The sequence below is a fragment of the Terriglobales bacterium genome (genome assembly GCA_035651995.1).
GTDB lineage: Bacteria > Acidobacteriota > Terriglobia > Terriglobales > Acidobacteriaceae > DASRER01.
In genome coordinates, this window is sequence record DASRER010000022.1 from 1 (window position 1) to 13470 (window position 13470).

Here is a 13470-nt window from a genome sequence, read left to right on the forward strand (position 1 = left end):
GACAGGAAAATCACGGTCAAGATGGAGCGCGGGAAGCAGGAGGAGATCAGGCTCGATGCGCTGGAAAATCGACGCAGCCTTAAACGTTATGACCTGAGTTCTGGGGAACGGCGATTCCATGTAGGGCTGGAGTCCGCCAAGCTGGGTTTGAGCGGTAAACTTGACCTGCTGCTTGTTTCCTCGAAGGGCTATTTCCCGGTCGATTTCAAATACACTCGCGGCCGACCTCACCGCAATCATATCTTCCAACTCGCCGGTTATGGATTGCTGGTTGAAGAGGCGTTTGGAACGGAAGTTCGCACCGGCTTTATTTATTTGGCCCCCATTCAGAAGGTCGTTGCACTTGCGCTGACGCGGCAATTGAAGCAGCAAACGTTAGATCGACTGCAGCAAATCCGCGCTATGATCCAAGAGGGGATTTTGCCGCCGCCAACTCCGGCCCGAAGCCGGTGTGAGGAGTGTGAGTTTCGGAATTATTGCGGAGATATTTTCTGATGCCCGAAGACAAACTTTTCGCAAAACGAGGGGGTTTTTGTGTAAACTGGGTTCTTTCGCAAGATTGCCGTATTCTGCGTTTGCAAGTCATTGATAATGCAGGAAATCGCGAGCGCCTGAAGACCCTTCCCCGATGAAGAGGGGACTGAAAGCGATGAGTTTCAGGGCCACAAGGACGCGATGGCAATCCCTGAAGACCCTTCCCCGATGAAGAGGGGACTGAAAGGTTCAAAGTGATCGCGCCGGGCGTGATGCTACTCGATCCTGAAGACCCTTCCCCGATGAAGAGGGGACTGAAAGTTGTTGGTCGCCGCTTTGACTCGGAACGTGTTGCGACCTGAAGACCCTTCCCCGATGAAGAGGGGACTGAAAGAGACGATGAGCCGCACTTGCGCAAAGGTTCGGATACGCCTGAAGACCCTTCCCCGATGAAGAGGGGACTGAAAGGCAGACGCGTGTTGCTCAGGCTTCCACAGTTCCGGGCACCTGAAGACCCTTCCCCGATGAAGAGGGGACTGAAAGTTACAGGCAAGAGTGCAACCGGCAAACCAAATGACGGCCCTGAAGACCCTTCCCCGATGAAGAGGGGACTGAAAGGATGTTCAGCAGACGCGCCCCGAACGGGGTGGCGGTCACCTGAAGACCCTTCCCCGATGAAGAGGGGACTGAAAGGGCCCGGTTACTGTTTCACAAATTGCAGTTTGGTTCCTGAAGACCCTTCCCCGATGAAGAGGGGACTGAAAGAGTGGGTAATCACAGACACAGCGCACGGCGCCAACTCCCTGAAGACCCTTCCCCGATGAAGAGGGGACTGAAAGTGTGTATCAGCATGCGCTCGCGCGTGCGCATCTGCTCCTGAAGACCCTTCCCCGATGAAGAGGGGACTGAAAGACCGGGCGCAGGAACTGCCGTGGACACCAGTCGCAGCCCTGAAGACCCTTCCCCGATGAAGAGGGGACTGAAAGACGTGCACGAAGAGACCATCGCCGATCTCGAGCACTTCCTGAAGACCCTTCCCCGATGAAGAGGGGACTGAAAGTACGTCAGCCGCTCGTCGGTGGCGAAGAAATGCGCGCGCCTGAAGACCCTTCCCCGATGAAGAGGGGACTGAAAGACCATCCAGCTCAATACCGGGTCGCCGGAATGGTGCCTGAAGACCCTTCCCCGATGAAGAGGGGACTGAAAGGGTGGTTCCGCTGGCGAACGACGCTGGCAGCCCGGGCCCTGAAGACCCTTCCCCGATGAAGAGGGGACTGAAAGATTGTGCAAACCAACGGGAGCGGAATCACAGACGTCCCTGAAGACCCTTCCCCGATGAAGAGGGGACTGAAAGGCATCCACTTGCCACCGTGATAGCGCAGGATCGGCCGACCTGAAGACCCTTCCCCGATGAAGAGGGGACTGAAAGGATCATTGCGAAGTGGATTGACCTCGACGCGAAGGTGACCTGAAGACCCTTCCCCGATGAAGAGGGGACTGAAAGAGGTTGGTGCGCGCGGTGCTCGCGCTCGCAAGGTCGCCTGAAGACCCTTCCCCGATGAAGAGGGGACTGAAAGAGCGCCGTAGGACTCTGTGAGGCCGCGGCAATGCCCACCTGAAGACCCTTCCCCGATGAAGAGGGGACTGAAAGTGGCTTCACTTCTTCCCGGCTGGCGCTTCCGCCGGCCCTGAAGACCCTTCCCCGATGAAGAGGGGACTGAAAGGCCTTGCCGCCTTTGCGCGCCGTGATTCGCTCGTCGCCCTGAAGACCCTTCCCCGATGAAGAGGGGACTGAAAGTCCCCATCAGCAACAGGAAAGCGCCGCCCGCGCCGATCCCTGAAGACCCTTCCCCGATGAAGAGGGGACTGAAAGGAGAATTTGGTTTCGGCCGGTAGGCCACTTGTCCCTCCTGAAGACCCTTCCCCGATGAAGAGGGGACTGAAAGGTCAGTTGAATGACCTGCTTCAGTCCGGCGGGAAGCCTGAAGACCCTTCCCCGATGAAGAGGGGACTGAAAGGATGCCCGGTGAGCGGCGCCGCGGCGGCGCTCATCGCCCTGAAGACCCTTCCCCGATGAAGAGGGGACTGAAAGGCGATTACGGCGCGAAGGGCAAGTACACGGCCGCCGACCCTGAAGACCCTTCCCCGATGAAGAGGGGACTGAAAGGCTACACCCGCCAGGCGTTCGACGCGCTGAGCTGGACCTGAAGACCCTTCCCCGATGAAGAGGGGACTGAAAGGATTCACAATTGCGAGAGAGGGCGTCATCGGCTCAGCCTGAAGACCCTTCCCCGATGAAGAGGGGACTGAAAGGGTAGTACGTCGGCGCGTACTCGCGATACTCGATGATGCCTGAAGACCCTTCCCCGATGAAGAGGGGACTGAAAGGCGTAACCGACACCCGCAGCAATTCATGGGCACAGGCCTGAAGACCCTTCCCCGATGAAGAGGGGACTGAAAGAACAACCCGCCGAACAGACCGGCGATCGCGCCGATCCTGAAGCCCCTTCCCCGATGAAGAGGGGACTGAAAGCTTCACCTGCTCGGAAGCCTGCAGCGGCACCTGGTAGCCCTGAAGACCCTTCCCCGATGAAGAGGGGACTGAAAGGTCGCGGCGACTGTCCGCTTTGTTACGCCGACGGGACCTGAAGACCCTTCCCCGATGAAGAGGGGACTGAAAGCTCTCTTAAGCTGGCAGAACTCCACGCACGCGAACCTGAAGACCCTTCCCCGATGAAGAGGGGACTGAAAGTCGCTCTCGGCAGAGATGACCAGATCGAGCGGGATGCCTGAAGACCCTTCCCCGATGAAGAGGGGACTGAAAGCAATTCGGATTCGCTTTGCGCTGCGCCGCTTCCGACTTCCTGAAGACCCTTCCCCGATGAAGAGGGGACTGAAAGATGACCTGGTGGCCTTCGCCGACTCGGTCGACGAGCCGACCGGGTCGGAAGGATCGATGTTATTTCCCATGGGAACGAGACTCAACCCAGATTTAGCTGTGGGTTTTGACCAGGCGCAGATTGGCCTGTTGGTAGTCGTGGGCTGTTGGCTGGATAGCCGGGGTTGGTGGAGGCGCGTTGGTAGTGAGGGGACTCACTGAATTGGAGCACTACCGGCGCATTCCAATCCTCTCACCCACCAAGTTTCTCCGGAGAGAAAATTTCACAAATATCACGGCCAAGTATCACGGTCCCGTCAGTGGCGGGCTGGGCGGTTCGGCGTCGGCGGGTTTGGGGGACTTGTCTTCATCGCCGGCCGGCGGACGAGGGCTGGTCGGCGGGGGCGGTGAAATACCGTCCGGCAGGGCGGCGGCGGGCGCCAGTCCGCGGCGGCGGTCTTCTTCCATCTGCAGTGTGCGCAGGATCTCGTCGCGATCGCGTCCGGCATAGTCGCGCGCGAAGCGCGTGAGCGCCAGGGTGACGATGTCGGAGTGGTGCATCTTTTCCAGCCCGCGCAGGCGGGTGAGGTCGAGCCACAGGCGGTGGACCAGGTGCACGTCTTCCGACTTCATGGTGGGCGTGTGCGGTCCGATGCGGTAGGTCTTTACGCTGCCATCGGGGCTGACCACGTGGAAGACGAACTGGCGCTTGGGCGGTGACATCGCCTCCCAGGCGCGTCCCAAATAGAAGGCCTGCTCCTCGGCCGACATCTTGGTGGATTGGCCGGCGACGACGGCGGCCGACTGCAGCGCGTTCGCCGTCTGCACGATGGCGGACCACACGTCGCGCGCCGGCACCACCAGCAGCGAGACGTGTTTCCCGTAGCTCTCGGCCACCGATACGGCGCGCGTGAACAGGGTTTGCTCGTAGTCGCTGAAGATCTGCTCCATCGAGAGGTCGTACTCGCCCGAGCCGGTGCCCAGCAGGCGGGCCACCATGACCACCACGTCCTGATCGGTGGTATTGGTGTGCTCCAGCGCCCAGCGCAGGTTGTGGAGCGCGTTGTAGTCGCGCACCGTGACCAGCACGTTGCCGGGGCGAATGCCGACCGACTCGCGCTCGACCGTTTCGGCGTGCTGCAGCTGGAAGTGCTCCTGCATCTGCTGCTCGGCGTGCGCGTGTTTTCGGCGATTGATCTTTTCCGAGGCCAGGAAGATGGCGAAGAACACCGCAGAGAAGATGATTCCCGAGATGGTCGCCACCGACTTGGTCAGCAGGTTGACCAGGGCCGTGGCCAGCAGCACGAGAAATACAGATCCGAGTCCAACCGGAACTTCAACGTGGCCGATGGTGAGGTTGGGCGGCACCTTCCAGCCGCGCGGGCCCTTGTACTTGAAGCGCAGCACCAGCATGGCGAGGCTGTTGAAGGTGAAGCTCCAGATGACGCCGAAGGCGTAGGCCTCGCCCAGGAGGTAGACGTCGCCGCGGCTGACCAGGATGGTGAAGAGCTGGAGTCCGACGACAAGATTGATGATGCGGTAGCTGGTGCCGTACTTGCGATGCGGCCGGCGGAACCAGTCGGTGAGCACGCCGTCTTCCGACACCCGGTTGAGCACGCCGTTGGAGCCGATGATCGCGGTGTTCACCGCACCGGAAAGCATGAGGAAGCCGACGACGACGACGAAGATCCGGAACAGGATGCGCAGCGCCAGCGGCCCCGCCTGATACATGGCGATGCCGGCGATCAGGTTGTCCTTGTAGACGGCGATGCGCACGTCGTCGGGAATGAGCATGACGCCGAGCATGGTGGCGCCGCCGGTGAAGACGAAGCTGTAGATGGCGATGACCAGCGCCGCGCGCTTCAGGTTCTTCAGCTTGGGGTGCGCGATTTCGCGATTGACCTGCGCCAGCGATTCCTCGCCGCTCATGGCCAGCACGGAGTGGCCGAACGCGATGAGGATGCCGAACAGCCCGAACATCTTCACCAGGTCGCCCCGGTTATGCAGGAAGCCCAGCGCCTCGGCGGAAAACCGCAGGTTCTCCGGCAGCGGCCAGGGCGGCAGGTGCGCACCGCGCGCGATGAGAGTGACTGCGGACCAGCCGAGCAGCACGACCACCATCACGGTGGTGATCTGCATGACGCGGAGGGCCTTGTCGCTCGACTCCTCGATGCCCTTGGTGTTTTCCCACCAGTAATAAAGGGTGACGCCCAGCGCGAAGACAACGGCCACCCAGTTTTCCGGCAGCGCAATTTTTACGGGCAGGAAGCCGTGGCGGAATCCGGTGAAGAGCAGTTCGTTGATGAGTCCGGCGATGTACTGCCCGGCCGACACGCCGGAAATCGGGCCGGTGAGGATGTAATCGAACATGAGCGCCGAAACGCTCAGTTTGGCCAGTGTGCCGCCCAGCGCCTCTTTGACGACGCGATACACGCCGCCGCGCACGAACATGGAGCAGCTCTCCACGTACACCGCGCGCACGGTAAAGCTGAAGAGCATGACGCCGAGAATGAACCACGGCGCCGACTTGCCGATGGCCTGCTCGGCGATGCCGCCGGCGTAAAAGGCCGACGAGCCCAGGTCGTTGAGCACGATGGCGGCGGCGCGCCAGAAAGAGATGAAGGTGAGCATCACCGACGTCGCAACTACGATGCGAACGCGGTTGCTCTGCTGCGCGGGTTGTGACGGGGAAGGCATCAGCAGCGATCAGGCTGGGGCGGCAACGGGCTCGTCATACTTCCGCGCTCAGACCGGCTTCGCCGGCCGGAGCGTCGCGCGCGATCAGCACTTCGAAGTCCTCGACCGTGGTGAGCACCAGTACCAGGGCAGAGCCGATGAGTCCGATCAAAAACAGCGCTTCCACCACCTTCACAAAGGCCTGGAACAAATGGAAGAGCATACGCAGCAATTGTAAACAAAGCGAGTGCTTCGTCCCACATTGCGCGCATCGCCGGTGTTTGGCGGGGACCGGGCGCGCGGCGCGGCTTTGCTACACTGCTGGGGTGCGGCAAATTCCCGCGAGCGCCTGGGGCCTGGCCATCCTCTCTGGAGCGTTGCAGGTGCTCATCTTTCCTTCGCCGGGCCTGTACTGGTTGTGCTGGGTTGCCCTCGCGCCGCTGATCGTTGCCATCCTCGGCCTTTACCGTCCACGCAATACTGAACTGCTCGATGTCGCGGGCAGGGAAGTCCGCCCCGGGGCCGCTGCGGGCTTTCTGCTCGGATATTCGAGCGGCGTGATCTGGTACGCGGGCAGCTGCTACTGGATTTACCACGTGATGCACGTGTACGGCGGCGTGGGAGCGGCGGCGTCGGCGGGCATCGTGGTGCTGTTCTGTCTCTATCTCGGGCTCTACCACGGCCTTTTCGGATGGCTGCTGGCCAGGGCGGCGCGTCGCGGGAAGCACGGCATCCGGCGTGCGTTGCTGCTGGCGCCTTTTCTGTGGGTCGCCGTCGAGCTGGCGCGCGCGCGCATCACCGGTTTCCCATGGGACCTGCTGGGCACCGCGCAGGTGAACAACCTGCCGCTCACGCGCATCGCGACCTTCACGGGCGTTTACGGGATCTCGTTCGAGATCGCGCTCATCAATGCCGCGTTTGCGGCGGCGTTCGTGATTCCTCTGCGCGCGCGGGGCGCGATGCTGGGTTCGGCGCTGGCAGCGGCGCTCCTGCTGCAAGCCGGCGCCCTGGTGGCCCTGCGTCCGGCGCCGCGCGATCGCGTCGCGACGCTGGTGCAGTCGGACATTCCGATCCTCGAGCCGGGCGAGTGGACGGCCGAGTACTTCGACCGCACCATCGTCGAGCTGGTCCGCCTGAGCCTGCCCGCGGCGAAGACGAACCAGGAGGCGCAGTCCGGACCGGGACTGATCGTGTGGCCGGAAACGCCGGCGCCGTTTTACGACACCGATCCGCGTTTTCGCGACGCGGTGAGTGGGCTGGCGCGACGCGCCAACGCGTACGTGCTCGTGGGCAGCGTGGGCGTGCGCACCATGACACAGCACGGCCAGCAGGGCGCAGCCGGCGGCAATCCCGTGCCGGTGAGCTCAACCCGGGTGCTGAACTCGGCGGCGCTGGTGGGGCCGAACGGCGAGTGGGTTGCGCGGTACGACAAAGTGCACCTGGTGCCATTCGGCGAGTACGTGCCGTTCCGGCCGCTGTTCGCCTTCGCGGAGAAACTGACGAAGGAAGTGGGTGACTTCAGCCGGGGGAGCGAGCGGCGCGTCCTCGACCTTGGCGGGCGCAAAGTGGGCGCGTTCATCTGCTACGAATCGGTCTTTCCCGACGAAGTCCGCCAGTTCACGAAGAACGGCGCGCGGTTGCTGGTGAACATTTCCAACGACGGCTGGTTCGGCGAGAGCGGCGCTCCGGGCCAACACCTGAACATGGCGCGGATGCGCGCGATCGAAAACCAGCGCTGGCTGTTGCGCGATACGAACACGGGCATCACGGCGTCGATCGATCCGTACGGACGCGTGGTGGCGCGCGCTCCGCGCGGCGAGCGCCTGACGCTGCAGGCGCCGTACGCGCTGATCAGCGAAGTAACGTTCTACACCGCGCACGGCGACTGGTTCGCGTGGACGTGTGCGATAATCGCTTTGGCGGGCCTCTTGGTACGCGCCCGCTTCAAGAGTCAAGTCATATGGTCGAAGAACTAGAACGCGAATACGCCACCGTTCAGGACAAAGTCCGCGACCTGCGGAGTTTTCTTTGACGCCGCGCGCCTGCGCAGCCAACTAGCCGACATCGAAAAGCAGGTTGCCGATCCGGGCCTGTGGTCGAACCCTGAGCAATCCCAGAAAGTGATGCGCGAGCGCAAGCGCCTGGAAGCGGCGCTGGCGACCGACACCGACCTGGAGCGGCGCTTGGCCGACATCGCCGCCTACTTCGAACTGGCGCGCGAAGGCGAAGAGGTTGGCGGCGACCTGCGCCGCGAAATTGATTCGCTGCGCGCGGTCGCCGAGAAGCTCGAAACCGAGACGCTGCTCTCGGGCGAGCAGGATGCACTCAGCGCGATCGTCACCATCCATCCCGGGGCCGGCGGCACTGAGTCGCAGGACTGGGCGGACATGCTCCTGCGCATGTACCTGCGCTGGGCCGAGCGCCAGGGGTTCGAGACGGTGCTGAACGACCACCAGCCGGCGGAAGAGGCGGGGATCAAGTCGGCCACGTTCACGGTGAGCGGTCAGTACGCCTACGGGCTGCTGACGAGCGAGATCGGCGTGCACCGCCTGGTGCGGATTTCGCCCTTCGACCAGGCCAAGCGGCGGCACACCTCGTTCGCCAGCGTGTTCGTGTCGCCGGAGATCGACGAGAGCATTGAGATCAACATCAAGCCCGACGACCTGCGCATCGACACGTACCGCTCCGGCGGGCGCGGCGGGCAGCACGTGAACACCACCGACTCGGCGGTACGCATCATTCACATCCCGACGGGGATCGTGGTGAGTTGCCAGAACGAGCGCTCGCAGCACAAGAACCGCGAGCGCGCGATGAAGATTCTGCGCTCCAAACTCTACGAGTATGAGCTGGAGAAGAAGCGCGAGCAGACGAAGAAGGTCGAGGACGCCAAGCTCGACATCGACTTCGGCTCGCAGATCCGCTCGTACGTGCTGCAACCGTACCGGATGGTCAAGGACCACCGCACCAAGCTGGAAATCGGAGACGTGGACCGCGTGCTGGACGGCGACATCAATCCGTTCATCAGGGCGTACCTGCTCATGCGGCGCGGAGACCAGGGTCCGAAAACCCAGTAGCGGTTCCGGCTGAAAGCTGAATTATGATGTGCGCGTCCCATGGCGCGCATGATCGAACTGATCCGGCAATCGGCCGTTCCGGCCAACCTCATGCGTTCGGCCGCGCGCGGCGCGCTGGCCCTTCCTGCCGCCGAAATGATCGAGATCCTGGTGTACCTGGCCGGACACCCCGTCTTCGGCGAGCAGGCGCGGATGACGCTGGCTGGCTGGGACGAGCAGTCGGCGGTGGCCGTGGCGGCCGATCCAACGTCGCCGCCTGAGGTGCTGAAGTACTTCGCGGCGCCGCAAAACCTGCGCCCGGCGCTAATTTCCGCGCTTCTCGACAATTCTGCGGTGCCGGAGGAAACGTTGGTCGAGTGGGCCAGTTCGAATTCGCGCGAGCTGCTGGCGCGGATGGTGGAGAACCCGCGGGCGCGCAAGTCGTCGAATGTTCTTTACGCGCTGAGCGCGAACCCTTTGCTGACCGACGCTGAGCTGGCGCGGACCACGGCTGCGCTTGCGGCACTCGGGGAGGAAGCGCCGGAGACGGCCGCAGCCGAGGAGCAGGAAGACCCGGAGTTCGTGGCGCTGCTGGAGGCCTACCAGCGTGATCACGCGCATGAGATTGCCGCCGAGGAAGGCAAGCCGTTCACGATGACCAGCGCGTCCGATGTGCTCGGCATCGAGGACGCGGTCCCGCCGGCGCCGAACGCCGGCGTGGGCGAGCTGGCGGTGAGCGCCGGGAGCGGAACGGGGGCCAAGCCAGCGAAGGGCGAAGAGTCCGAGCGCGAGTCCACGATTCAGAAAATTTCGAAACTGCGGGTGGGCGAACGCGTGCAGCTGGCGATGAAGGGCACGAAGGACGAGCGCTTCGTACTGATCCGCGACGGCGCCAAGGTCGTGTCACTGGCGGTGCTGGAGTCGCCCAAGCTGAGCGACGCCGAAGTGGAGACGTTCGCCGCCATGAAGAATGTGCAGGAAGACGTGCTGCGCGGCATCGCGCGCAAGCGCAAGTTCATGAAGAACTACGGCGTGGTCCGCAGCCTGGTGAACAATCCCCGCGCGCCGCTCGATCTTTCTCTCTCGCTGGTGCCGCACCTGCTCGCCAACGACCTGAAGGGGCTTTCGATGAATAAGAACGTGGCCGACACCATCCGCAAAGTGGCGCTGAAGATGTTCCGGGAGAAGACGAGCGGCAAGAAAGGCGAGTGAGCCACGTTTCCCAGGCCGGCGCCGCAAGGAGCGCGGCGCTAACGCGGGCGCCGCCGGCAAGCGGCTACAATCCCCGGCAGGAGGAGCCCAATGGAAACCTACGGTTTTGGCAAGGGAAGAGTGGTCGATGCCGGCGGAAGTGGCGGCGTGATCCGCATGATCGGCGCGGTCGTGCTGGCGTTCTTCATCTTTGTTCTGTTGCTGTCGTCGGTGACGCGCGTCTCGTCGGGGCACGTTGCCGTGCTGACGCTGTTCGGGCGCGTGACCGGTGAGGCCTTGCCCGAGGGCATTCACCTCATCAATCCTTTCAAGGCCGCGCACGAGATGACCATTCGCACGCAGGAGATCAAGGAATCGGCGAGTGTGCCCTCCAGCGAGGGGCTGGTGATGTCTCTGGACACGTCTCTTTTGTTTCACCTGCAGGGTGATCGCGCGGCCGACGTCTATCAGAAACTAGGCCCGACCTACGTGGAGGTCATCGTCGAGCCGATGCTGCGGGCGGCCATCCGCGAGGCCACGGCCTCGCACAGCGCCAACGCGCTTTACACCGGTGAACGCGAGCAGGTGGCGCAGCAGATCAAGGTGCAGCTCACGGCGGAGCTGAGCAAACGCGGCGTGGAGGTGGAGAGCATCCTGCTGCGCGACATCCAGCTGCCCTCGTCGTTGAAGGCTTCCATCGAGCAGAAACAGCAGGCCGAGCAGGAGGCGCTGGCCATGAACTTCCGCCTGCAGCGGGAGCGGCAGGAAGCCGAGCGCAAGCGCATCGAGGCGCAGGGTATTCGCGACTTCCAGCAGATCGTGGCGCAGGGCATCAGCCCGGCGCTGCTGGAGTGGAAGGGAATTGAGGCGACCGAGAACCTGGCCAAGAGTTCGAATGCCAAGGTGGTGGTGATCGGGAGTGGAAAGAACGGGTTGCCGGTGATTTTGGGGCAGTAGCCGGAGAAGCCTTTGCGTGAACGGTGGCGAGCGTTTACGCTGTGAGCCGGACGAAACCAACGTGCCTGACAACGAAGCCGAACGCATCAGCGAACTGCTGAAGTCCGCGAAGAACATCGCTGTGGTGGGTTTGTCGTCGAGCCCGCTGCGCCCCAGCTATGGCGTGGCGGCGTACCTGCAGAGCCACGGCTACCGCATCATTCCGGTGAACCCGAACATCAAGGGCGCGCTCGGTGAGAAGGCCTACGCCTCGCTGGGCGCCGTGCCGGAAAAGATTGACATTGTGGACATCTTCCGCCGCTCGGAGAACGTTCCGCCAATTGTGGAAGAGGCGATCGCGCTCCAGCTGCCGGCGGTGTGGATGCAGGAAACCGTGGTCCACGAGGAAGCCGCTGAAAAGGCGCGCCGCGCGGGGCTATTCGTGATCATGGACCGGTGCATCCTGAAGGAACATCGCAAACGACAAGGCTAACTGGAGCGATCCCATGACCGACGCAACCGCCCAACCCGCCAGGCGCGGCGCCGCGGCGAAAGTCATGCTGTGGATGGGCGGGATTCTCGCCGTCTTCTTCCTGCTGATTGTCGGATCGTGCGTGGGCCTGATGGTGATGGCGCAGCGCCGGGGCGCCGAGCATGCCCGGCAAACTAAAGAGCGCGCGGCGCCGCTGCTGACCGGCCTCGATCGCTACCGCCAGGCGCGCAGCGGATGTCCCAAGTCGCTCGACGAGCTTACGCCGGAGTTCATCGCGAGCGTGCCCAAGGTGCAGCGGCCTTCGGGCGAGCGCGATTTCCACTATCGCTGCGCCAACGGCCGGTACTGGCTCGCCTTCGACGACGCCTCCGGCATGTTCCTGCCGTCGGACATGGTGTACGAGTACGACTCCGGCGCGAAGAGCTGGAGCGTGATGGATGTTTCGCAGTCGAACGCAGTGAAGTCGGAGTAAGCGGAACAAACTCGCTCAGCCCAACAGAGGGATTGAGTGGGGCGCCGTCAACAGTTAAGCCTTGATCAGGATCAGCGTGGCGTCGTCGGCCGGGGCGCGTGCGCCGGCGAAGTGCTGCACCCCCGCCAGGATGCCGTCGGCCGTTGCGCCCGGCTCGAGCAATTGGTCGCGAAGCCGCTCGCGGCCAAATTCTTCGCCCGCGGCATTCAGCATCTCCGTCATTCCGTCGCTGTAGAGCAGCACGCGCGAGCCGCGCGGCAGGTGAATGGTGTTCACCGGGTAGACGTTGCCTGCGACGCCGAGCGGCAGACCGCTTTCGGCCTGCAGATGCACTTCGCCATCGCCATGGGTGATGAGTGGCATGGGATGTCCTGCGCTGGCGAAGTGCAGGGTGCGCGCCGCCGGGTCGAGAATTCCGTAAAGCATCGTCACAAAGCGGCCTGTCGGGAAGTCGTTGAGCACGGCATCGTTGAGCCGGCCGAGCATCTCGCCCGGGCACGTGTGATGCTCGGCGAGTGAGCGCATCATGGCGCGGGTGGCGCTCATCAGCAGCGCCGCCGCGGTTCCTTTGCCGGAGACATCGGCCAGCACCAGTCCGTGGCGGCCTTCGGGCAGCGGCAGGTAATCGTACCAGTCGCCGCCAACGGCGCGGGCCGGCGCCGAGAGGCCAGTAACTTCAAATCCCGGAGCGTAGGGTGACGCCTTGGGCAGCAGCGCCTGCTGGATGAGCCGCGCTTCGTCCGCGTCCTGGCTCATGCGCTGGCTGCGTACCTGCTCAACGCGGAAACGGCGCGCGTTGTTGATGGCCACGGCAATATGGTCACCCAGCGCGCGCAGCAGTCGCAGATCTTCCGGCGTGAAGGCGTTCAGCTCGTGGTGCTCCACACTGAAAACGCCGATCACGCGGCCGTTGATCTTGAGCGGAATGTCTACCTCGGAGCGGGTGAGCGGCTCGCACGCCACATAATAAGGATCGAGGCGGACGTCGGGCGCGTAGCGCATCTGGCCGGTTTGTGCGACCCATCCCGACATGCCGAGCTGGTCCAAATACAGGCGATGGCCCTTGCTGTGCAGGCGGCAGCCGTGGACGGCGGCCAGCACCATTTCGCCCTCGCCTTCGTCGTGAAGATAAATGTTGGCTTCGTTGCAGCCGAACCAGCGGGCAACGTCGCCGACGGTCTTGTCGATGAGCTGGTCGAGATCGAGGGTGGAAGCGATGCGCTGCGAGGCGCGCTGAAGCTTCAGCAGCCCCTGAACGGTGCCGCCGCGAACGCGCCTGTGAGCAGGCACGCGAAAG

At 63.2% G+C, this 13470-nt stretch carries 10 protein-coding genes and 1 CRISPR repeat array; of the genes, 7 read left to right on the plus strand and 3 right to left on the minus strand.

The features are described 5' to 3' along the window. A partial coding sequence (gene cas4, locus VFA60_08030) for a CRISPR-associated protein Cas4 (GenBank protein HZQ91722.1) occupies positions 1-495 on the plus strand: 495 nt, incomplete at its 5' end. Positions 496-610: 115 nt separating this feature from the next. Then, positions 611-3374: a CRISPR direct-repeat array (repeat unit 37 nt; unit sequence CCTGAAGACCCTTCCCCGATGAAGAGGGGACTGAAAG). 284 nt (positions 3375-3658) lie between these two features. On the opposite strand, the gene VFA60_08035 is transcribed toward cas4, so the two are convergent. Both VFA60_08035 and VFA60_08040 read right to left on the minus strand, forming a co-directional pair. After that, entirely contained in the window at positions 3659-6049 is a 2391-nt protein-coding gene (locus tag VFA60_08035; protein ID HZQ91723.1) for an APC family permease, read from the minus strand. Between the two features lie 34 nt (positions 6050-6083). Continuing rightward, positions 6084-6251 (minus strand): hypothetical protein, encoded by a 168-nt coding sequence (locus VFA60_08040; protein ID HZQ91724.1) that lies wholly within the window; start codon positions 6249-6251, stop codon positions 6084-6086. A gap of 103 nt (positions 6252-6354) precedes the next feature. Between VFA60_08040 and lnt the strand changes: the two genes are divergently transcribed. The 6 genes from lnt (at position 6355) to VFA60_08070 (ending at position 12173) form a co-directional block, all read left to right on the plus strand. Next, positions 6355-8004: an apolipoprotein N-acyltransferase gene (gene lnt, locus VFA60_08045; protein ID HZQ91725.1), complete on the plus strand. Its 1650-nt coding sequence runs from the start codon at positions 6355-6357 to the stop codon at positions 8002-8004. Beyond that, positions 7989-9102 (plus strand): peptide chain release factor 2 gene (gene prfB, locus VFA60_08050; GenBank protein ID HZQ91726.1). Its coding sequence is split into 2 segments (ribosomal slippage): positions 7989-8057 and positions 8059-9102, totalling 1113 coding nucleotides; the frame shifts between segments, so codons are not numbered across the junction. Before lnt ends, prfB begins: the two co-directional genes overlap by 16 nt. A 39-nt stretch (positions 9103-9141) precedes the next feature. Beyond that, a complete protein-coding gene (locus tag VFA60_08055; GenBank protein ID HZQ91727.1) occupies positions 9142-10293 on the plus strand; it encodes a hypothetical protein in 1152 nt (383 codons plus the stop codon). A gap of 90 nt (positions 10294-10383) precedes the next feature. Continuing rightward, positions 10384-11229, plus strand: coding sequence for a prohibitin family protein (locus VFA60_08060; GenBank protein ID HZQ91728.1), 846 nt, complete (start codon positions 10384-10386; stop codon positions 11227-11229). A 61-nt stretch (positions 11230-11290) separates the two neighbouring features. Continuing rightward, positions 11291-11701, plus strand: coding sequence for a CoA-binding protein (locus VFA60_08065; protein HZQ91729.1), 411 nt, complete (start codon positions 11291-11293; stop codon positions 11699-11701). Positions 11702-11714: 13 nt separating this feature from the next. Beyond that, positions 11715-12173 carry a hypothetical protein gene (locus VFA60_08070; protein ID HZQ91730.1) on the plus strand — a complete coding sequence of 153 codons (459 nt, stop codon included), beginning with the start codon at positions 11715-11717 and terminating at the stop codon, positions 12171-12173. A 54-nt stretch (positions 12174-12227) separates the two neighbouring features. Here the strand turns inward: VFA60_08070 and VFA60_08075 are convergent, their stop codons facing one another. Further along, on the minus strand, positions 12228-13463 hold the full coding sequence (locus VFA60_08075; GenBank protein HZQ91731.1) for a GAF domain-containing SpoIIE family protein phosphatase: 1236 nt from the start codon (positions 13461-13463) through the stop codon (positions 12228-12230). Positions 13464-13470 lie beyond the last annotated feature (7 nt).

Bases quoted from the DNA above. Each gene is read 5' to 3' on its own strand.
- VFA60_08035 (HZQ91723.1), bottom strand. From the start codon at position 6,049: ATGCCTTCCCCGTCACAACCCGCGCAGCAGAGCAACCGCGTTCGCATC.
- VFA60_08060 (HZQ91728.1), top strand. From the start codon at position 10,384: ATGGAAACCTACGGTTTTGGCAAGGGAAGAGTGGTCGATGCCGGCGGA.
- VFA60_08070 (HZQ91730.1), top strand. From the start codon at position 11,715: ATGACCGACGCAACCGCCCAACCCGCCAGGCGCGGCGCCGCGGCGAAA.
- VFA60_08055 (HZQ91727.1), top strand. From the start codon at position 9,142: ATGGCGCGCATGATCGAACTGATCCGGCAATCGGCCGTTCCGGCCAAC.
- VFA60_08040 (HZQ91724.1), bottom strand. From the start codon at position 6,251: ATGCTCTTCCATTTGTTCCAGGCCTTTGTGAAGGTGGTGGAAGCGCTG.